Annotated in this window: 19 protein-coding genes; 13 read left to right on the forward strand and 6 right to left on the reverse strand. The window is 68.0% G+C overall.

What is annotated here, in order from left to right; translation table 11 throughout:
- Positions 1-98 precede the first annotated feature (98 nt).
- Positions 99-611, reverse strand: a complete 513-nt coding sequence (locus ACIRP7_RS26605) for a hypothetical protein (RefSeq protein ID WP_403664321.1) — start codon at positions 609-611, stop codon at positions 99-101.
- A 353-nt stretch (positions 612-964) separates the two neighbouring features.
- Here ACIRP7_RS26605 and ACIRP7_RS26610 point away from each other — a divergent pair, with 353 nt between their 5' ends.
- From ACIRP7_RS26610 to ACIRP7_RS26630, 5 genes are all read left to right on the forward strand, one after another.
- Positions 965-1729, forward strand: coding sequence for a hypothetical protein (locus tag ACIRP7_RS26610; RefSeq protein WP_403664324.1), 765 nt, complete (start codon positions 965-967; stop codon positions 1727-1729).
- A 333-nt stretch (positions 1730-2062) separates the two neighbouring features.
- A complete protein-coding gene (locus ACIRP7_RS26615) occupies positions 2063-2437 on the forward strand; it encodes a hypothetical protein (RefSeq protein WP_403664327.1) in 375 nt (124 codons plus the stop codon).
- Positions 2438-2524: 87 nt separating this feature from the next.
- Positions 2525-4732: a DUF6571 family protein gene (locus ACIRP7_RS26620; RefSeq protein WP_403664329.1), complete on the forward strand. Its 2208-nt coding sequence runs from the start codon at positions 2525-2527 to the stop codon at positions 4730-4732.
- Positions 4705-5379: a hypothetical protein gene (locus ACIRP7_RS26625; RefSeq protein ID WP_403664332.1), complete on the forward strand. Its 675-nt coding sequence runs from the start codon at positions 4705-4707 to the stop codon at positions 5377-5379. The genes ACIRP7_RS26620 and ACIRP7_RS26625 overlap by 28 nt, the downstream gene beginning before the upstream one ends.
- 60 nt (positions 5380-5439) lie before the next feature.
- Entirely contained in the window at positions 5440-6468 is a 1029-nt protein-coding gene (locus tag ACIRP7_RS26630; protein WP_403664336.1) for a hypothetical protein, read from the forward strand.
- A 63-nt stretch (positions 6469-6531) separates the two neighbouring features.
- Here the strand turns inward: ACIRP7_RS26630 and ACIRP7_RS26635 are convergent, their stop codons facing one another.
- Positions 6532-6657, reverse strand: a complete 126-nt coding sequence (locus tag ACIRP7_RS26635; protein WP_403664339.1) for a hypothetical protein — start codon at positions 6655-6657, stop codon at positions 6532-6534.
- Between the two features lie 110 nt (positions 6658-6767).
- Here ACIRP7_RS26635 and ACIRP7_RS26640 point away from each other — a divergent pair, with 110 nt between their 5' ends.
- From ACIRP7_RS26640 to ACIRP7_RS26650, 3 genes are read left to right on the forward strand one after another with little or no spacing between them, the layout of a single operon-like run.
- Positions 6768-7091, forward strand: coding sequence for a hypothetical protein (locus ACIRP7_RS26640; RefSeq protein ID WP_403664342.1), 324 nt, complete (start codon positions 6768-6770; stop codon positions 7089-7091).
- Positions 7088-8218, forward strand: a complete 1131-nt coding sequence (locus tag ACIRP7_RS26645) for a WXG100 family type VII secretion target (RefSeq protein ID WP_403664345.1) — start codon at positions 7088-7090, stop codon at positions 8216-8218. The genes ACIRP7_RS26640 and ACIRP7_RS26645 overlap by 4 nt, the downstream gene beginning before the upstream one ends.
- A 14-nt stretch (positions 8219-8232) precedes the next feature.
- On the forward strand, positions 8233-9666 hold the full coding sequence (locus ACIRP7_RS26650) for a hypothetical protein (protein ID WP_403664348.1): 1434 nt from the start codon (positions 8233-8235) through the stop codon (positions 9664-9666).
- A gap of 365 nt (positions 9667-10031) precedes the next feature.
- Here ACIRP7_RS26650 and ACIRP7_RS26655 read toward each other — a convergent pair whose 3' ends face one another.
- From ACIRP7_RS26655 to ACIRP7_RS26670, 4 genes are read right to left on the reverse strand one after another with little or no spacing between them, the layout of a single operon-like run.
- Entirely contained in the window at positions 10032-11858 is a 1827-nt protein-coding gene (locus ACIRP7_RS26655; RefSeq protein ID WP_403664351.1) for a hypothetical protein, read from the reverse strand.
- 48 nt (positions 11859-11906) lie between these two features.
- Positions 11907-12737: a nucleic acid/nucleotide deaminase domain-containing protein gene (locus ACIRP7_RS26660; RefSeq protein ID WP_403664354.1), complete on the reverse strand. Its 831-nt coding sequence runs from the start codon at positions 12735-12737 to the stop codon at positions 11907-11909.
- 4 nt (positions 12738-12741) lie between these two features.
- Entirely contained in the window at positions 12742-13314 is a 573-nt protein-coding gene (locus tag ACIRP7_RS26665; RefSeq protein WP_403664357.1) for an SUKH-4 family immunity protein, read from the reverse strand.
- 54 nt (positions 13315-13368) lie between these two features.
- The gene (locus tag ACIRP7_RS26670; protein WP_403664359.1) at positions 13369-15102 is read right to left on the reverse strand and encodes a nucleic acid/nucleotide deaminase domain-containing protein; all 1734 of its coding nucleotides are present in this window, start codon (positions 15100-15102) and stop codon (positions 13369-13371) included.
- A 221-nt stretch (positions 15103-15323) separates the two neighbouring features.
- Between ACIRP7_RS26670 and ACIRP7_RS26675 the strand changes: the two genes are divergently transcribed.
- From ACIRP7_RS26675 to ACIRP7_RS26695, 5 genes are all read left to right on the forward strand, one after another.
- On the forward strand, positions 15324-16043 hold the full coding sequence (locus tag ACIRP7_RS26675; protein ID WP_403664362.1) for a DinB family protein: 720 nt from the start codon (positions 15324-15326) through the stop codon (positions 16041-16043).
- Positions 16044-16336: 293 nt separating this feature from the next.
- Positions 16337-17104, forward strand: a complete 768-nt coding sequence (locus ACIRP7_RS26680; protein ID WP_403664365.1) for a hypothetical protein — start codon at positions 16337-16339, stop codon at positions 17102-17104.
- 111 nt (positions 17105-17215) lie between these two features.
- Complete coding sequence (locus ACIRP7_RS26685) at positions 17216-17503, forward strand: hypothetical protein (RefSeq protein WP_403664368.1); 288 nt, start codon at positions 17216-17218, stop codon at positions 17501-17503.
- A 63-nt stretch (positions 17504-17566) separates the two neighbouring features.
- Entirely contained in the window at positions 17567-18820 is a 1254-nt protein-coding gene (locus ACIRP7_RS26690) for a putative T7SS-secreted protein (RefSeq protein WP_403664371.1), read from the forward strand.
- A 5-nt stretch (positions 18821-18825) separates the two neighbouring features.
- A complete protein-coding gene (locus ACIRP7_RS26695; RefSeq protein ID WP_403664374.1) occupies positions 18826-19947 on the forward strand; it encodes a hypothetical protein in 1122 nt (373 codons plus the stop codon).
- Positions 19948-19950: the final 3 nt, after the last annotated feature.

Below are 19950 nucleotides of genomic sequence, written 5' to 3' on the forward strand. Positions count from 1 at the left end.
GTGTCTGCGGCCGGCTAGGGCGAGACGGTACCGCTACCCCGAGTACGCGCCCCCTGGTGAAGGCGAACAACCTCGCTCCCCGCAAAGGCCGTTCGACCTCACAACTTGCCGAAGACCACTCCACGCCAGGTCCAACCCGCCTTGACGACGGTGTCGCGCAGGGGATTGACGAGGTCCGAGCTGTCGAAGTGGAAGGTCTTCGCTGCTTCGAGACTGCCTGCGTCGCCTCGGCGGACACCCCACTGCGTGGAGACGGTCCTGCCCGGTCCGCGTGTGTACTGCGACGACATCCTGAGCCTCGGAGGGTTCCCGACGCGGTTGACCTCCCACGCTTCCTCAAGGGCGCGTACCTCATGGTCCTCGTCGGCCAGGCGCATGCGGATACGGATGGCGCGCGACAGTTGGGACTGGACAAAGAAGGTCTGCCAGGTCGGCTCGGCCAGTCGCCATTCCGCGACCAGGTCGGCGTCCTCCGGAGCGCCGTCGCGGATGACGTACGGGAGGTCAGGCCGGGTGAGTCCGAACAGGGCTGCCTGCACTTCCCTGGGGGAGGCCGGCGTGACACCGTCGGCGGGGCGCTGCGTGCCGGTCAACTTGTCGAAGAGTCCCACGAGGTCAATCTACGGGCTCCGCGGCCACTGGTCGTAAGGACATCCGGAAGAGCCCATCATAGGGCGGAGATCCTCGATGGGTTGCGTGAAGTGCTGGTGGTCATTGTGTGGAAATACGGCTGTGCTTTCGCTGCTCGTTCGGGCGCTGGACTCCAACGCCGCTGGTGTACCACGGCGATGAGTCCCTCGTGAGTACGGCTAAGATGGGAGGCCGTACAAGCGTTGGGTGCGGTAATCCCTGAGAATTTCGGGTGGCAACTCGGTCCAAGGTAAGCAGAGTTGGATTTGTCGGGCGATCGTTGTTTAGATGATCACGCAAGTTCGCCCGCAATCGAATGCTCACGGGGGTCTTTATGAAGACGCACATTCTGTCTGCCCGGCATGCAGCCGTCGCGCTCACCTGTGCCGTTGCACTCGGGTCGCTCACGGCCTGCAATGGCGACAGTGATGCCGCGAAGTCCGCATCCGGATCCACGCCGTCCAAGGGTGCGGAAGCCAGTCCCGCCGCCAAGCCGAACGGGATCGACAAGCTCTCCGCGAAGGAGATCTACAACACGGGCATGAAGACTAATGCCGCAGCGGGATCCTTTCGCGAGAAGATGGAGCGCGACGGCAACAAGAGCGATCTGAGGCTCTCCGCCACGGAATGTGTGGGTACCGTCGAGATTTCGGAGAAGGGTTCCTTCGAGATCATCCGCAAGGGCAACGACATCTGGGCCAAGGCCGACTCGACGTTCGCCAAGGGAATGAACTCGGCGCTCGGCAAGACCGCTTTCTCCACCGGCAAGTGGACCCATGGGACACCGAGCAACGCGTTGATGGCGAAGCTCGCCAGCTGGTGCCACCAGGAGCAGTTCACTGCCCCCGACACGCTCGATGCCGGCAGCAAGGCGACCAAGGGCAAGGTGACCACAGTGGACGGTCAGGAGGCTGTGGCGGTTGCACTGGCGGAGAAGGGTGAGTCCGTCACGTGGTACGTGGCGACCACTGGCAAGTCGTACTTCATCAAGCAGGACAGCACCCGAGACGACATGCAGGACCTCACGGACTCCGAGTTCGGAAAGCCTGTAGGTGCGAAGGCGCCGGCCGGACCGGTCGTGGAGGCGCCGACCGTCTGATCTCCGGTGAGCGGCTGACGGCCCGGCGGCAGGTGCCCGCCGGGCCGTTCGCGTTCGCGTTCACGCTCCCGTCCCACAGTGCGGCCAACAGTGGGCCGCCGAAAGGAAGATCCGGTATCTTTCGGCCTGCTGATTGGCATGTCCTTGCCTAGGTCGCCGAGCGCGAGCTTCGGCCGGAGTGGGCACCTCACATCGTACGGATGGGACGAAATCCGTGGTCGAGTGAGCGATCCGGGCATGTCCACCACTTTCACAACGGGGATGGGACAAGGGATGAGTACTCCCTTCGATACGCCGCAGCACAGCGGATCCACTCGGACGCGGCTGAACTCTGTGCCCGCAGAGGGCGGTAGCGGAAGCGGCGGTGGCGGTACCAACGTCGACACCCAGCGCCTCGACGAGGCAGCCAACGCTCTCGTCGAGCTGCGCGGTGCCACCGAGAACGCCGACAACGGCGCCGACGACGACTGCCTGAGCGCCTCCCGGGGGCTGAACAAGCACAGTGCCGGGGGCATGGCCGAGGCGGGTTCCTGGGCCACCGCCGGTTCTCTGGTGACCATGGACGTCCGTTGGGGCTCCCAGGTCATCAACCTCAAGCGCCTGCTCCAGGACATCAGCGACAAGCTCCACACCACCTCCGGCCACTACACCAGCACCGAGCAGGAGGAGCAGGCCCGGCAGCGCTCGCTCGGCACGCCCTTCGGGTGAGCGGGGCCGCCCGGGCCGCTGTCGTAGTACCGCCCGGGTGAGCCCATCGAGTCGGACCGGAACCCCCTCACAAGGAGCAGCCTGCACATGGTGTCCATCCCCTACCTCGACAAGGCCGACCTCGGCCCGCTGGCCGACGCCGCCGCCTCCTGGAAGGCGCTGCCGGCCAAGTACGACGCGTTGCAGCGGGAGTTCGAGCAGCGGGTCATCAACCACCTCAAGGGCCACTGGGAGGGTGACGCCGCCGAGACCGCCTTCGTCACCATGGGCAAGGCCCGTACGGAGTACGAGAACGCCGCCACCGAGGCGGAGCGCATCGCCAAGCTGTTGTTGGACGCGCACGGTGAATTCGTCGCCTCCCAGAACCAGTTGCACGCCCTGCTCGACGAGGCCCGCAACGACCACTACAAGGTCTACGACGACGGCCGTGTCGAGGACGTCGACCCGCGCCAGGACAGCCCGACCGCCTCCGCCTCGCCGGGCCTCGCCGAGGAACGCAAGAAGAAGCTGGACTCGCTCGTCTCCCGGCTGACGCGCGTCCTGGAGGTGGCCACCGCCGCGGACGAGGCCGCCAGTTCGGCCCTGGAACGCGACGCCAACGGCGACAGCCAGTCCTTCAACACCAGCGTCTACACCACCCTCGACGCCGTCGAGGCCGACCAGGCCGCCGCCCTGATGAACAAGAAGGGCCGCCTCTCCGACGCCGAGATCACCAAGCTCAACCTGCTCCTCTCCGCCAACAAGAACGACCCCGAGTTCTCGAGGGACTTCGCGGTCAAGACTGGTGGCGAGAACATGCTGAGCAAGTACAACGAGCTCATGAGTCCGCCGGCCGGCACCACGCTCTCCAAAGCGCAGCTGGCCCAACTCAAGGAGCTCAAGGCGAACTTGGGCACCACCATCGGAACGGCGACCACGTCGGACGACGGGGGTAAGCCCGACAAGGACATCACCGACTTCCAGAACGACCTGCTCAAGGCGGCCCAGCGCGACTTCAACGCCAACCCCACCGAGTCGCCGTACGGCCTCAGCGGCTACCAGCTCACCAGCAGCCTGATGAGCGAGGGAAAGTGGGACAAGGACTTCCTCCAGGACTACGGTGACGCGCTGATCACCGCGGAGAAGAACGGCGCCAACGCGGGACAGAACCCGGACGCCTACTGGGGGTACCCGCGCACGCTGGGCACGACCAACATCGGGGCGCTCGACCCGATGACGGGCTTCATGGACGCGCTGGGGCACAACCCGGACGCCTCCACCGAGTTCCTCACCTCGGACGCCACCATCCACGGTGAGAAGGTCGATCACCTGGACTACCTGCTGAAGGACCGGCACTGGCCCGAAGGTCCCGGCTACACGGGTGACTCCGGCAACCCCAGTGGTTACAACAACCTCGGTCATGCCTTGGAATCCGCCACCTCAGGCCGCCCCTTCGACAGCGACGGAGCCCCGGTCAAGCACACGGCCGATCGCGCGGCTCTGATGAACGAACTCGTCGGCACCATCGGCGGCGATCCCGGTCTGATCAGTGGCTCTCCCAGGGACGAAATGCGGGACAGCCTGGGCAACATGACGGCCGAGTACATGGCGGACGTCCAGGCCGCGTTCGGGAACGAACAGGGCACGATCAAGCCCTTTGGCGAACCCGTCAATCCCCCCAAGGGGTTCGAGACTGGCACGCTCGTGCCCTTTCTTGCGAACGTCGGGCGCGACCCGGATGCCTACGTCGCGATCAGCGAGTCCTCGCAGGCCAACACCGCCATCTGGATGCAGGAGGTGGCGAAGCAGCATCCCGGCTACGACGAGATGACCCCCGCGATGGAGAACGTGGCTCATCCGGGCGGCGTCGTGGCCGGTATTCTCAGCGACGCCCGCGATCAGGCGATCTTCGAGGAGCACTCGGCGTCTGACAAGGACTTCAACGATGCCGTGGCGACAGGCGACAAGTGGGCCGGACGTGGTCTGGGCATGGCGGTCGGCGCGGCGACGGGAGCGGCCGCTCCGATCGTCGGGACTATCGCGGGTTGGGCCGTCGAGGACATCCAGGCGATGGTGGTGGACCAGGTCCAGCAGGACACCACCGACGAAGCCCAGAAAGAGGCGTACGCCAGGTACTCGGAAGGAAGGGCGGCCTTGCGGGACTCCACTGCGGATTCGCTCCGCGAAGCCATCAGGAACTCGGGGGTGGACATGCCCCCTCAGAAGCTCGACACACTGGCCGAGTCCGCGGCGCGGGCGGCGGACGACGGTCACACCACGGGGGCGACGTGGAACTCTTCCGGGAGCGGGCGGTGATGTCGACAGTGCTGAATACTCGTGAGCCGGGTGTCGCCCGCGGACCTCGGCAGGGTCTGAGGGCGATTGCTGTCACTATGGCGGTACTGGTCGCAGCCGGATGCAGCGGCCAGGGTGCCGACGAGGATGACCGCAGCACCTCGGTGTGTGACGGCAACCTCAATGGCCAGGTCTTCGCAACGCTTGTCGGTGACAGCGGCGTCGTCTCGGAGAAGACCAGCAAGTTCTCTCCCACGAAGTGGACGGCTGCCGGGAGATGTGAGCTCTATGGGAAAGAGGACTCTGTCCGGATCGACTATCTCTGGCACTCGGACGACCTTGACGACCTCGACAGGTACCGGTCGCCCAGCGCCTCCACTGTCAAGTCGTTCAAGGTCGACTCGGCCGTCGGGTACGTGGAGAAGAACCGTGCGTTCGTCGCCATCCCCTGCGCCTTCGAGGGGCGGGGCGTGAGCGAGCACGAACTGCTCGAAGTCGAGGTGGCGAACATGCCACCGACCCGGACGCTCGACAACGGGCAGCGAGACACGTTTGCCTCCGCCGCGACCATCGCGGCACGTTACCTGGGTGGCGAGGTCTTCAAGTGCTCCGCAGTCCAGTCCGGAGCGGATTCTGGTTCAGCGTCTCCGAGTCCCTCGGGCAGCTGAAGACCCAGACGGGAATTGCTTCCAGTGAAGTGGGACCAATCGGCACTGTTCCGGGGAGACATGAAGCGTCGGTTGATCAGTTCCGCGCTGACGCTGGCCGTCCTGGGGGCCGGGTACTACGGATTCCAACTCCAGTACCCGGCCGCCAAGACCGCGCGGGTGTGCAGTGGGATGCTTCCGGTCGACCCGGTGCTGAGCCTCGCGGGGAAGTCGAAACTCTCCCTGCTCGGCTTGGGATTCCACGTCTCCAGTAGGCAGTTCGACGTCTCCAGCGATGTGACGGAGCCACCCGGCCTGGCGACGACGTGCGATGTCGACGGCGTCGTCATATCGATCGAGACCGCGTCCGGTGCTCACAACGCATACGGGTTCTATTCCTTCCAGCGTGACCAGGACTCCTTTCCCGTACCTTTGGAAGCGGGTTGGCAAGGATTCATGGTCACCGACGAGGACGAGGCCACGGCGTCGGTACTTCTCAGCTGTAGGAACTGGACGCCGGAGGAGGGCAGCGGAATCCTTGTGGTGGGCGAGTCGCCCTACAGCAGCGAGCCCACAAAGGCCGTCCGGCTCGACCTCGCCCGTACGGTGACCGGGGCAGCCCAGCGTGCCGCAGAGAAAACCGGTTGTGTGACGGAACCGGGAGACTCGGGCAAGCTCACCCCTCCTGCTGCCGAAGCCACGACCGTGCGGGCGAGCGATGCCACGGGGATCTGCAAGGGGATGACGTCCGTGACGAAGGTGCGGGAAACCGCCGCTGGAACGTCACCGGCCGAAGAGTGTCTACTCGTCGGCGGTCTGCAACTTGCCGCCGCATACGGTCCCTTCAGCGATGCTTCCAAGGCTGTGGTCAACGGTAAGTACGGCGGTCACGACACTCCTTCGGGAACCGACGAATACACGGCCTGGACGTCAGCCACCTGCCAAGGCGCCCTGGGCATCGGTTACTACCGCGCTTCGCCGGTCGAGGGCAGCGACCGGAAGTTCACCTCGGACGCGCTCACGAAAGAGGAGCGCGCGGATCTGGAGCACTTCGCGGAGCAGTCGGCGGCCCGCCATGGGTGCGCCGCACCAGCGGAGCGGCCCTCTTGAGTGACGGACGTTGAATCACAGGCGCTGCGGGGGCTTACCACCGGTCGGGTTCGATGTGCTCGCTCACCTGGCCCCAGGGGCCGACGGCGTCATCGTGAAGTCGTGGTTCTCGCCCTCCCAGCGCAGGATCGCGGACGCCTGATGGTCGCCGTTGTAGGCGGTGACATCGAAACGGGGGCCGTCTGACACGGAGTTGACTCCGTCCCTCCATCGTGTGCTGGTACGTGACTCTTCGGTCGGCGTGCGGTTGCGGAAGTGCAAGTCCAAGGTCGTTGAGGGATGAGTGCACGGAGCGGCGCATGTCTGGTGACTTCTACTTAGATCCGCAGGAACTGGCGAAACTGGCGCGGGCGTTCGATACGCGGGCGTATGACCTGGCGAGTGCGGTCAGGGCATTTCAGGGTACGACGGGGGCTGAGCAGATCCACGACGGTTTCGGGTTTCTGACGGAGTCCGAAGAGGTCACGTCGGCCTACGTGGAGTTGGCCGCCGGGATGGTCGAATCGTTGGGGAATCTGGCTCGCAGCTTTGAGGAGCTGAACCAGGCTCTCAAGGACAACGCGAAGAATTCCGAAGCGGCGGACGAGGCTCTTGCCGGGCTGTTCAAGGGTGGGAAGCCGTGAGTGAGGAGAGCGTCGCCGAGAAGATCTACGAAGCCGGGATCGAGGTGGTCAATCCCGGCGGCCGTCCCGATGTGCTGCGTGCGGCGGCCAAGGGGTGGCGCACGATGAGGGAGGAGCTGGAGGAGGCGTACGGCGGACTCGACAGGAGGGTCCGGGGCGTTCTCGGTGAGCATTGGCGGGGGGAATCCGCCGAGGCGTTCCGAGAGTACTGGGAGAAGGTCGGGAGAGCGGTCGAGGAGACCGCCCCGCTTTTCGAGCAGGCGGCGAAGGGACTTGAGGAGGCTGCCGACAACATCGAGGAGATCAATGACGAGATTCATCAGATCTACCTCGAGATCGGTGTCTCGATCGCGGCGTCCGTCGCGCTGTCCTTTGTGACGGTCGGCTTCTCGGCGGCGGCGGGAGCTGCGAATGCCATGCGGCTGGCGGCGCAGGCGGCGAATGCCGCGTCGAAGCTGGGGCGGCTGCTCGGCGCTGCCGCACGTTTGTTCCGGTACGTCCGGGGGTTGGTGAGGGACATCGGGCCGTTGCGGCTGGCTGTCGAGTTGGGCGTGCAGTGGGGGGTGGGGACGGGCACGGGAATCGCGACCAACCTGGCCATGGGCAAGGATGCCGAGCTCGCCAACAACGCGGTCAATGGAGTGGTCGGAGCGGTGGGCGGGAAGTACGGGGCTGGTCTGTTGACACAGAGGCTAGGTGGAGGAGTGTGGGCGAGCGCCGCCGACGGTGCAGCGGTAGGGGCCGCCTCGTCGGTCGTCGGTGACGCCCTGAACAACCTGCACAGTCGGGATCGGTTCGATGCCTCTCAGATGGCCCTCGGAGCCGTGGCTGGGGGGCTGACCGGAGGCTCCGGGAGCGTTGCTGTCCACCGAGCCACGGATGGACGGACTCTCTCCGCGGCGCACCAACTCGTGGGGGATGTGGCCACCAATGCTCCCATCAGCTTCGGACTGGGCGCAGGAGGCAACATGTCCAAGGACGTCGACGGTCTCGTCAACGGCAATCCCAATGCTGAGCAAGGCAAGGACAGGCCCGGCGCGGTCGCTGACGCAAGAAGGGATGCGGAAGACGACGCCGGCGCCCTGCGGAGACGGCCCGACCCCAAGAGGTATGGAGCGTTCGGGTGAGCAGTGAATGGACCATGGACAAGGACGCGAACGATGCAGCCGACGTCATCGGTCTTCGTCCATTCCTCCGCTGCGGGACGTTCGTTGCCGCAGCCGCTCCACTCGCCCTCGGGGCGTTGACTGTCGCGTGGCTCTTTTTGGGAGCCACGCCGACGCGGGCAGTTGTCTCGTGGTGTTCGTTGGTGCTGTTGGCCGCATGTGTGGTGATCCTGGGCGTGGCGGTGATGCGTGGGGGCGGCCCGTCCCGCCGCGAGACCTACCTGTGGGGTGTGCGGATCGTTTCGACCACCCCTGGCTGCGGGCAAGGCACCGTGCCGTTGCGGCTGGGTGGCACGCGCCGGCTGTCGGCCCGCTTGGCCGGTGTGATGGTCGCGGTGCCCGCGATGTTTGCTCTTTGGGTGACGCTCGCCGTCGTGGATGCGCGCGGAACCGGCACGAGTGCCGTACTGGCCGAGGCCGGTGCGGTGATCGAGCAGCGTCCCATCGTGAAGATCGAGAACGAGGTTGCCGACAGTCGTCACAGCACTGCCGATGCCACAGCGGACTTCACCGTTCTGCTTCCTTCGCCGACCGGTGAGGGTGCGCCTGTGAGCTTCGAGGCGACCACGAACTTCCGTCGGGAAGTCGGCAGCAAGCTCTACGTGGCCTACGTCCCCCACCGCCCCGACCTGGGCGCCATCGGCGACGACCAGCGGGAAGACGTGGAACGTCAACTCGCCGGACGGGCCGTACAGTTCGGTGATTCATGGACGATCGGTGGGTTTTGGGCGCTGGCGACCCTCGGTCCGCTCGGCTACTGGTGGAAGAACGAGAGCATGCGTCGCCCCAGGCGCACCGTCGGCCCCGACTGGAAGGCGCTGCGCGTCTCCGTCACCGGAACCGGGGAGCACATCGACGCGCCGCCGCCCGGCAGTCCGGAGGCAGCCGACGAGAAGAAGCGTCGGGAGAACACCCGCAGACTGCGCTGTTTGGTGCTGGAGGGCCGTGGGCGGCAGGTTCCCTTCCACTCCCAGATGGCCGGCGAAGACGCCGGGGCCGCCCTGACCGGCGTACAAGGCTGGCTGCTCTGGCATCCCCAACAGCGCCGTGGCAAAGACGTGTTGGCCGAGCTCGTCGGTGACGACGGCTGGCAGTTGCCGGGTGCCGTCCCGGTCCAGGTGGCTGAGCAGGTCGAGGAGGCGGGTGTCATGGAACCCGCCCGACCGGACCCCGAGCGGCGGGTCCGGACCCTGGACCTCGGCGCCGGTTGGCTCGTGACCGCGTCCGCGCCGGTGGTCGTGGGGTTCGCGGTGGCCCTGGGGTGCCTCACCGCGCTGCTGCTCGTCCCGGACAGTGGCGCTTGGCGGGTGTGGACGGCGGTGGCGGGCGTCTTGGCGCCCCTTGCCGGTCTCACCGTGCAGGCCGTGGCGAGGATTGACAACGGTGATGGCGACGCGGCGGCGGGGTGAGAGACGTCGGTGAGCAGGCCTCTCCCCGGCCACCAGAGGAATGGCCCTGACACACCATGGCCGGATGAACGGCACCCCGGCCGCCGAGCGCTGAAGAGGAAATCCGAAGCGCACGCTGTCGGGGCCGTCCAGCAGCTCCTGGATGTCGTCGGGGCTCAGCAACTGCTCTCCCCACGCATCGCCCGCCGCGGTGGGCAGCGTGCCACCACCGAAGGCCTGGTAGGCGGCGAGTCCGCCGATGCCGAGAACGGCGTGCATCGCCAGGACGACCACGTGAATGACGGCCTACTTCAGCCCGCTCCCGCCCTGGCCACCGCCCCCGTCCACCGAGGACTTCGACCCGGCGGAGCCGGATAGGCGCCGTCTCACGACTCCCGAAGCGCGTCCGGCCGCAGCTGTACGGCGTACAGACCCTCGGGGTCACCGACAAGGAGCCGTCCCCCGGGTGTGAGCGAGAGGGCGGTGCATGGCCGCAGCAGGGGCAGGACGCGCACGGTCCCGGAGAGCACGTGCCACAGGTGCAGTTCACCGTCGCTCCAGGCCACGGCGAGCACCGGACCGGCCGGGGTGTCGGCCGCGCCGAGGGCGGTGACCCGATACCGGCGCTGCTGCACCGGGACGGGCATCGGCTCGGAGGACGCCTCCCACAGTCGCACCGAGCCGTCCGACGCGGCACTGAAGGTGAGGGTCAGCCCGTCGGCGGTGTCGACGCAGGTGGTGGCGGTGACCGGATGCTCGTGCACCTGGCAGGTGCGCGGGGTGTCCTGATACTCGTGCAGGGACCACACGTGGACCCTGCCGCCCTGGTCGCCGACGACGGCGTACGGCCCCTGCGGGCCACCGTTGCCCAGCGCGCTGACCTGGGACTCCTCGCCGGCGAGGGCGGCCGCGCCATGGTGCTCGGCGATGTGCCCGAGCACGAACGCCGCGGTCGGGTCGTCCTCGGGTACGAGCGGCAGCAGCGCGCCGGACCGGTCGAGCAGCAGCACCGAACGGGCGTCGCGCGGGGCGACGGAGTCCGGCCGTACGAAGGACGGCGGGAAACCGGCATCCCCACGCACCGCCTCACGGTCTGCCCCATGGTCTGCCCCACGGACCGCCCCAGCGACCGCCCCGGCCGGTGCACCGCTGTCCACCTCGTACGTCCGCGACCGCCCCGTGGCATCGGTCGCCAGCACCCGTCGCTCCTCACCCGGCACCAGGGCGAGCGCGCTCACCGCGAGGCCGGGCCGGGCCCACGCCGTGGTCCACCAGTGGCGCTCGGCGAGGGGCTGAAGGTACGCGGCCAGGGCCGGGTCCGTGTCCACGGCGGCGGTGTGCAGCAGTGCGGCCCGTTCGGCACTGTCGGTGTGATACGCCGTCAGTTCGGGTGCCGCACGCTTCCACACCTCGCGCAGCCGCCCGGGTACGGGGATGCGCTCGTCGGCGAGGAGGGCGGTGAGCGCGGCGGCCGAGCCGTGGACCAGGAAGCCGGGGTCGGTCAACAGGTCGCGCACGGCGGCCCCTTGGTCCCCGGCGCGCAGTGCCGCGTCGAGGATGTGGCGGCGGACCGGGTCGGGCGCACGGGACCAGTCCGGGCGGCCGCCGGAGGTGTGCGGGACCGCCGCGAGGAGCTCCGGGTACGGGGTTCCGGCGCCCTGGAGGTCCGAATACGGAGTCCCGCCGCCCAGGTCGATGACCTCCGCGCCGTCCGCCGGCAGCAACTCGCGGTCGCCCACCTCGACCGCCGCGCGCACATGGGGCAGGGACAGCAGCGGCTCCAGCACCTCGGCGACCAGGGTCTGCGGTGCCGCCGCCGGCAGATCCGCGGGGCCCGCCCCGGCCCGGTGCAGGTCGGGTACGAGGAGCAGCAACGGACGCTCGTCCAGGGCCACTTGGTCCAGCAGGCGGGCCGGGGACTGGGGGCCGTAACCGAGCTGGCGCCCCAGTTCCCAGGCGAAGGTCTCGGCGGTCAGCCCCTCGGAGGGGACCGTGGCATGGACCGTGATCCCCGGCCGCTCGACCGTCCCGGCCAGGAACCAGGCGAGCAGACGGCTCTTGCCGCTGCCGCCGGCGCCGCGCACCAGGCACAGCCGGGGCCGGGCCCCGCTGCCGTCGGCCGCCCAGGCGAGCAGTCGCTGCCCGAAGGGTCGGCCGGCCTCGTCGATCGGTGGCCAGGAGGCGATGTCCGCAGTGACGGCACCAACGGTCATGACGTGCTGAATCCCCTCTACCAGGAACCTCGCTTCGCTCTGCTGTGGCTACTGGGCGCCCTGGGCGGCTGCCTCGCGCAGCTGCCGGATGCCCTCCGCGCGGGACTCCGCCGTCTCCCCGTAGGGGAAGTTGTGCGTCAGCTGCGCCTCGGGGAAGACCTGTCCGAGCCACAGCGCGCAGTAATGGCCCGGCAGGAAGCAGGCCTCCAACTCGGTATGCACACGCAGCACTTGCTCCGGCTCGACGCCCGCGGCCCGCAGCCGGGCCCACAACCGCTCCTCCGGGTGGACGCCGATGTCGCCGGCCTGCGTGACGATCTGCTTCTCGCCCTGGTCGTTCACGATCTCGAAGGCGGTGAACCACTCCGCGCTCGCGGTGTCCCGGATGTCGTCCAGGACGAGGGGCCACCAGTGCTCCCGCCCCTCGAACGCCCGGGGATCGAGGGTCCGCAGCCGCTGCTCCAGCTCCGCGTACGCGGCGGACGCCTGCTGCGGCTCGTCGGTACCGAGGATCGCGGCGAGGGCCTGGTCGAGCGCGGCGAGCGACTGGGCGAACGCCTCCGGAGTGGCGTTCACGAACCTCGACTCCTCGGTCCAGTCGAGGAGTACGGCCCGTACGACCCCTTCGTGATCGGCGCAGATCTCGAACCCGCGGTCGGAGCCGAGCCGCGCCCACTGCCGGCACTCGTCCAGCACGACCGTACGGCGGACGGACTGCGCGAACTCCTCCAGCAGTAGGGGGTCGGACTCGGCCGTCGCGAAGTACGGTCCGACCGCCAGGGGGAGGGCGAGGTGCGCGAGCCGCCGGACGCTCTCGGGGGCGCCGGCCGGGTCGGTGACCGCACCGGTCCCGAACCGCCGAATATCGCTGTCGTTCATCGCCCTACCTCGCCTCGGGTTCGGCGACATATTCGAGGATGTCGTGCCACCGGGAATGACCCACTTCCAGCGCGGCCGGATCGATTTCCCTCATCTGTCCGGTGAGCCGTCGCGCCGCTCCCTCCGGATCGAGCGACTCCTGTTCCGACTCGAAGTCGTAATGGGGACGCTCTTTCTCCAGCAGGTACAGGAAATGGGCGAAGGAATTTATGTCCTTGTTCAGCGGATAGATCTCGGACTCGTCACCGGGGAGGCAGTACACGGTCCCGGTAACCCCGTCGAGAGCGATGTCGTCGTACGGGACCATACCGAGGAGGAGCCAGCCCTCGGCGCCCTCGGGCAGGTCGGTCCACCGCTCGCGCAGGTCGGCGTAGCAGTCGCCGAGCGCCCTCACCTGCTCCGGAGTCCCGTCCACCAGGTCGAACCAGGGATTGGGGCGGGCCGGAACACCGACGTCACGAAGGAAGCGCGCGGTCGGTTCGTGCTGGATGTCCGCCACCACCACGGCGGAATACGTGGTGAGCTCTTCCGGGCCGAACTCGGACTCCAGGGTTGCCCGGTCGATGGGGGGTGTCATCCAGTGACCTGCCTGCCTTGCGAATGAGAGGAGTGCCCGATGCTAGCACGCACGCTATTTGCCCCGGTTCACCTTGAGGCGATCCAGGTAATTCATCATTTCCGCGTTTCCCTGCGCTCGGGATTCCTTTGTGTTTCCGTAATCGATGCTGTGGGTGACATCGACGTGTGAAAGTCTTTCCCTCATCCACGCGCTGCAGTTCGGTGCGGACGAACAGGGGGCTCGTTCCGTGTACAGCTCGGTCATACGGCCGCCCGCCCCGTCCCGGAGGACCGGGAAGCCGATCATGCGCTCGGAGTGACGGAATCCCGAACTGCGCGCGACCAGGACGAAGTCGCCGTCGTCCTGCTTGTTGCTGTTGAGGCGCGCCGCGGCGTAGTTGTTGCTCTCGAACTTGTCCTGCCCGTTCACCTGCTTGTGATTGCCGTAGCTCTTGTCCGAGTGGCGGGCCAGCTGGACGGCCTGGGACAGCGGCGTGCTTCCGAGTTCCACCTGTGTCGAATTGCTGAGAGGACGCGGCCTCTCCTTGCCATGGAGTTTGAGGTTCGCCTCGCCCGGCAGCGGTCGTCCGGCATTGTCGCCGTCGAGACTCAGGCCGATGCGGTCCCGGTCCTCCTGGTTCAGCCTGTCGGTCCCGCCGTCCGTCCTCAGCCGCTTGAGCGTTCCGTCGTCCCCCATGAGGTACATGGGCGTCTTGCCGTCATTGCCCTTCTGGAGCTGCTTGAGGGACAGGGCGGTCTCGTCGTCGTTGTCCCGGTGACGCTTGGCCATCTGCTTCAGGCCGCCGGTCATGTTCTCGTCGAGGTGCGAGGCGGACCGCTTGACGCCCTTCTCGATGCCGTCGATGACCTGGTCCAGCATGGCGTTGGCCGCGTCGGCGATCGCGTCCTTGCCCTTGGTGCGGCCGTGCGTGGACTTGGCGCGCGACAGCTTGCCGCCCGCCCCGTCGCGGATCTTGCCGCCCGCGCCCTTGAGCTGCGTGCCGGCCCGGTCGTAGGACTCCAGGTCCATGCTGAACTGGCCGCCGCCACCGCCGCCGCCCGAACTGCCGGAGCCGCCTCCGCCGTCCGCGCCGGCCAGCTGCATCGACCCGCCGGAGCTACCGCCCGCGCTCGCCAGCTGCATGCCGCCCGACTTCGCGGCGTCGACGCCCTCGCCGAAGCCCTCCTGGCCCGACCTCGCGGTCTGACCGAGGTCGACACCGTGCTGGGTGCCGAGCGCGTTGCCGCCGATCTGGACCACCAGGTCTCCGGCCATGTTGCCGAGCGCCTGGTAGACCGGGCCCATCGCGACGTCCATCACCCGCGAGACGACCTCTTCGCAGACCTCTTCGAAGATGCGCTTGACCGCGACCCGGGTGACCTGGGTCCCCGCGATCCCGCCGAGCGTCGACAGGCCCAGGGTGAGGGGGGCCGCGGCGATCGCCGCCGCGATCTCGGCCGCCAGGATGCCCAGTTGCACGATGGCCGCCAGCTTGGCGCCCTCGATCAGTACGGCCACCCCGTCCAGCGCGGTGGCCGCCATCCGGCCCGCCTCGGCGAGGTTGGTCAGGTGCGTGCCCTTGACCTTGCTCCAGTGCATCTCGAGCGCCTGTACTGCCAGGCCCTCGTTGGTCCCGATCAGATCCATGATCGCCGCATGGGCGTCGGCGGCTCCGTCGTCGATGTCGTCGGCGAACTCCCGCATGGCCTGGGCCATGTCGCGGTAGTCGTCCTCGTCGACATTGGGCCAGCTGATGCCTATCAGGTCCAGGGCCGCATCCAGCTCGCTCGGCAGGACAACACCCACAGGGACCCCCGTTCGAAAGTTACTTCGAAGAACTTAACTTTGAACGAATCATGGAACAAGTTGACCCTGGGTCACATGACTTGATCTGGAGCCCAGTTGGCGCAGACCTTGCTGCCCGACGGGTGGTCTCCGGGGCGCGGAAATCCCGTCGCGCCCGCGCGGGCGAGCCGTTAGCCTCCGCGTGAGCGTGGAGAGCCGCGCGACCACAGGGGGAGCCGGGCATGGAGAACGACCGCATACGCACCGACCGTCTGGGTGTACTGCTGGATCAGTTCGACTGCGTCAGGGAGCGGGCGCAGGTACGGCTGGAGGGGCTCGGCGACGAGGAGTTCCTGTGGGAGCCGGTGCCCGGCTGCTGGTCGATCCGGCGCCGCGGCGAGGCGGTGACCCCGAGGGCGTACGGCCCCGGCGAGTGGCTGCTCGACCAGGGTGCCCCGGACATTCCGGCGGGGGAGTACGCCGAGGTCGCCCGGCAGGCCGCCGACGGCATGAGCGTCGCCAAGATCGCCGAGGACTGGAGCGTGAGCGTCGAACGGGTCGAGGAGGTCCTCGCCCACACCGGCCCGGTGGAACCGGACGTCACGCCGGTCACGACCATCGCGTGGCGACTCGGCCACCTGCACTCCTGTTTCGCGGGCGAGTGGGAGTGGACCTTCGGTGAACGCCGTACGGATCCCAAGCAGTTGGTCGACTTCACGCCCTCGGCCGCTCTTGCCCTCGACCGGTTCTGGTCACTGCTCGACCGCTGGCGCGAGGAGGTCGGCAAGGTGACGGAGGAACAGCTCGACACGGTCGGTTTCTCGCAGTACCCCTACGGCTCCGCCCCCGACGACCCGTACATCGCCGTGCTGTGGGGGTCCAACCTGGAACTCATCCACCACATGGCGGAGATCGCGTTGCTTCGGGATCTGTGGCAGTCCCGCTTCAACGTCCCCGAGTAGGCCGACCGGTTTGCCTCACGGCCGCGGTGACCTTCCCACTCGATGGGGCTTCGACCGGCCCTCCTGTACCGAGCCGCGCCGGCGGGCCGCGTACCGGACGTTCCCAACACCCCGGCGCCCCGCCCCGATCCAGACGTCCGGCCGGAGTCTGAAAGGCAGCGGGGACATCTCGTGGACGTTCTGTGGACGAGTCGTCCCCGGGCCGGTTGGCGCCGACCGCCCCGCGACATCGCCGACCGAGTTTTGAGAGTCTGTCGATCGTCATCGTCAACGGCATCGACAGTTGGACGGCCATGAATCACAGCAGCCAGGAATGGGCCTCGCAGGCTCAACCGCAGGGGCAGCCGCAGCACCCACCGCAGACCCCGAACCCGTACGGGCAGGCGCACACCCCGGCGGAGACCGTCATCGAGGTCCCCAACAAGAGGCTGCACAAGTACGCCCAGGTCAAGCCGGGGGAGCAGACCGTCACCATCCGGCAGGCCGGCCCCGGCACGAACGGCGAACCGCTCGCGTACGTCCACGTCCCCCAGGACGCCCCGAAGGGCGGACGCAGTGCCCGGCCGCCGTTCACCGTGAGCGGCCCCGACGGCGAGCCGCTCAGCTCGGTGCGCTCCGTCGGCACCGGCGTGTACGAGGTCTACGGCGGTGACGGCGCCCCGATCGGCAGGATCACCCGGCGCGGCGGACGGGCCCTGCCGTGGCCGCGGCGGGTGCACTGGAGTGTGCAACCCGCTCAGGGTGGCGAACCGCTGGTCGGCAAGGTCGGCACCCGCAAGGCGTGGGCGGTGTTCGTGCTGATCTCCCCGCTGTACTTCGTGTGTTGGGCGGTCATGGCCGCGCAGGGCGCGATCTGGCTGCTCCTCGGTGAGAAGGGCGAGGCGAAGAAGGAGGCCACCTGGGAGATGGAGCCCCCTACGTGGACCCGGTGGCGTCACTCGGGTGGGCCGGAAACCGTCATCGAGTACCAGACGGGCCGTAAGTACCGTCTCGCCTCACCCCGGCTGGACCACCGGCTGGCATACGCGCAGGCCGTCCTGCACGTGTGGGACCGCGCATAGCATGCGCATGCCACAAGTTGGCGACAGTGAACGCCGCCACGTAGGCCTGAAGTTGCTGCTCCGATAGTCTGACCGGCGATCACCGATCACGCTACGGGGAGGCACACGGCGATGGCGGACTTCCAGATCGATGTCGATCGTATGAAGACCCTGATCAACAGGTTGGACCAGGTGGACGACCGCATGCGCGGCGCCCAGGAGCGGCTGAACAAGGTCGGTCCCAAGGGTCTGGGCACGGACGGTCTCGACAACGCCTGCGACGGCTTCCAGGACGACTGGGGCGACGGCATCAAGCGGATCGCCGACGGCGCCAAGCAGCTCCACGAGGGCCTGCAGAAGACGCTCGAGTCGTACCAGACCACCGACCAGGATTTGCAGAAGGGCTTCAGTCAGAAGTAGGCCGTACCACCGCTCCGACAACTCGTACACGCACACGCATACGCACACAACGGGGAGAAGACGATGGGGATGTTCGACGATGCCGGCTGGCCCGGGCTGACGTTCAACCCGGCCAAGGGCGACCTGCACACGATCGAGTCGCTGGCGTACGACGTCAAGACGGTCGGCGACGAGCTCGACGAGATGCGCGAGATGCTCGTCGGCATCGGCAAGACGGACGGGATCTGGGACGGCGAGGCCGCCAAGAAGTTCCAGGACAAGGTCGGCGAACTGCCCAAGTACCTTCAGCAGGGCCACGAGTCGATGAACGCCTGCTCCAGGGCGCTCAAGGGCTGGCACGACGAGCTGGAGACCATGCAGCGCCAGGCCAAGAACCTGGAGGAGCGCGCGGTCGAGGCCCGCAAGCGGCTCGACCAGAAGAACGACGACGTCGAACGGGTCAACGTCAAGATCGAGGGCGCGCAGTTCCAGCAGCTCACCGAGCAGCAGGCCAAGGCCCTCTCGGAGGAGGCCGACTCCGCCACGCGCGCGGCCCAGGACGCCGCGACCGACCTCAAGCTCCTCATCCAGAACGCCGAGGCGCTGCGCAAGTACTGGGAAGAGCAGGCCGCGAAGGCCGAGAAGGCCATCCGCGAGGCCGCCAAGAACCGGCCACCGGACATCAGCATCTGGGACAAGATCACGGGTGGCCTGAAGGGTGCCTGGGACGGGTTCAAGAACTTCCTGATCGACAATGCGGACCTGTTCTCGACGATCTCCGCCGCGCTCGCCGCGGCCGCCATCGTCGTCAATGTCATCCCGGTCGGCGGTCAGGTCGCCTCGGCCATCCTCGGTGCGGGTTCGGTGGCGTTCGCCGGCGCGGCGATGGCGGGTCACTGGATGGGCGGCGCCCCGATGTGGAAGGTCGGTCTTGACGCGCTCGGTGTGATCCCCGGTGTCGGTGGCGCGGGCAAGGCGCTGTTCTCCGGAGGCAAGGCGCTCTTCACCGGAGCGCGGGAAGCCGGGGCGATCGCCTCCGGCGCCAGGACGATGATGAACCAGATCAAGAACCCCATGAGCACGAAGGTCATCAACTGGGGACTCGGCAAGTTCGGCAAGGCCGTCGACCCATCGCTCATCACCGGCGGCGTCAAGGGCTTCTCCACCGGCTTCGGCCTCGGCCACCTGCTCTTCGGCGGGGACGACGGCGGCAGCAGCCAGCCGGCGGTCTCGACCCAGCCGGCCCCGGCCACCGGTCAGCCCCGGCCCACCCCCGAGGTCACGACGATGCCGTGGCCCGCTTCGGGTGACAAGTTCCACCAGACCCTGGCGGCCTGAGCGTCATGACCGAACTCACCACCGCCGCCCCGGCCACGGAGGCGGAGAAGCCAGGGCTCCACGTGGGATGGGTGGTCCCACCGTTCTTCCACGAACTCCCCCTCGGGACGGACGACGTCGACGAGGCGGGCGAGCAGCTCTACGCGACGGTCCAGAAGGTCCTGCCGGGCGGCACGGACCAGGACCGGTTCCGTATGTTCGTCACCTACGCCGGCCTCCTCGACGACCTGCGGAACGCCGGAGCGGTGTACGCGGGCTTCTGCAACCTGGACTTCGACGGGCGCCCCAGCACGGCCACCGTCGCCGTCTACCGCATGCCGCTGCACGACATCACTGCCGAGGACGTGCTCTCGGAAGCCCTCAGCGGGCTCCAGCGCGCCTACCCCGACGACGATGTCCGGATCAGCACCCTGCCCTCCGGCAAGGGTGACGCCCGAGCCGTCGTACGGATCGGCCAGGCCCCCTTCACCCTGGCCGCCGAGGCCTCTCCCACCGGCGAGCCCCTGGAAGTGCCGCGCGGACAGATACAGGTCTACATCCCGCTGCCCAACAACGCGGACCTGCTGGCGTTCGAGCTCTCCACGCCCTGCATGGAGGACTGGGACTTCTACTCGGAACTCTTCGCGACGATCGTCCGGACCCTGGACTGGGCGACGGAGGAGCAGGCCGAGATGGAGGCCGCGCTCTCCCAGGCCCAGCCGGTCCCGGACGTGACACCCGAACCGGCCATGGTCCAGGAGCTCTACTCCTTCTCCAGCCGGGTCCTGGACGGCCTCGGCGTGCGCGGCAGGATGGACGAGGGCAACGCGGTGACCTCGGTGACCTGCGCCGACTGCTGGTCCAAGGGCCTGACAACGGTGTGCACGGCCCGCCATCGCTGGCAGATCGACGGCGTCCCGGACGAGCAACTCATCGTCGCAGTGGGCCGGTTGGACGCGGTCTTCCAGGATCAGGGCTGGCTCAAGCTGGCGGGGACACCGGGGGAGAGCGTGTCCCTGGCCGCGGACAGCGGCTCGGGCCACCGTGTCAACGTCACACTGATCCATGGTCGGCAGCGGCTCGTCGTCGAGGTCGTCGCCCCGTGCACCCGCACGGTGCGCGGGCCGGGCGACTCCGTGTTCGGATAGCGG

It is taken from the genome of Streptomyces sp. NPDC102270, assembly GCF_044766405.1.
GTDB lineage: Bacteria > Actinomycetota > Actinomycetes > Streptomycetales > Streptomycetaceae > Streptomyces.

Excerpts from the sequence above, each read along its gene's own strand:
- ACIRP7_RS26685 (WP_403664368.1), top strand. The coding sequence starts at position 17,216 with ATGGCGGACTTCCAGATCGATGTCGATCGTATGAAGACCCTGATCAAC.
- ACIRP7_RS26690 (WP_403664371.1), top strand. The coding sequence starts at position 17,567 with ATGGGGATGTTCGACGATGCCGGCTGGCCCGGGCTGACGTTCAACCCG.
- ACIRP7_RS26665 (WP_403664357.1), bottom strand. The coding sequence starts at position 13,314 with ATGACACCCCCCATCGACCGGGCAACCCTGGAGTCCGAGTTCGGCCCG.
- ACIRP7_RS26620 (WP_403664329.1), top strand. The coding sequence starts at position 2,525 with ATGGTGTCCATCCCCTACCTCGACAAGGCCGACCTCGGCCCGCTGGCC.
- ACIRP7_RS26650 (WP_403664348.1), top strand. The coding sequence starts at position 8,233 with ATGGACAAGGACGCGAACGATGCAGCCGACGTCATCGGTCTTCGTCCA.
- ACIRP7_RS26660 (WP_403664354.1), bottom strand. The coding sequence starts at position 12,737 with ATGAACGACAGCGATATTCGGCGGTTCGGGACCGGTGCGGTCACCGAC.
- ACIRP7_RS26630 (WP_403664336.1), top strand. The coding sequence starts at position 5,440 with ATGAAGCGTCGGTTGATCAGTTCCGCGCTGACGCTGGCCGTCCTGGGG.
- ACIRP7_RS26655 (WP_403664351.1), bottom strand. The coding sequence starts at position 11,858 with ATGACCGTTGGTGCCGTCACTGCGGACATCGCCTCCTGGCCACCGATC.
- ACIRP7_RS26675 (WP_403664362.1), top strand. The coding sequence starts at position 15,324 with ATGGAGAACGACCGCATACGCACCGACCGTCTGGGTGTACTGCTGGAT.
- ACIRP7_RS26680 (WP_403664365.1), top strand. The coding sequence starts at position 16,337 with ATGAATCACAGCAGCCAGGAATGGGCCTCGCAGGCTCAACCGCAGGGG.
- ACIRP7_RS26610 (WP_403664324.1), top strand. The coding sequence starts at position 965 with ATGAAGACGCACATTCTGTCTGCCCGGCATGCAGCCGTCGCGCTCACC.
- ACIRP7_RS26640 (WP_403664342.1), top strand. The coding sequence starts at position 6,768 with ATGTCTGGTGACTTCTACTTAGATCCGCAGGAACTGGCGAAACTGGCG.
- ACIRP7_RS26695 (WP_403664374.1), top strand. The coding sequence starts at position 18,826 with ATGACCGAACTCACCACCGCCGCCCCGGCCACGGAGGCGGAGAAGCCA.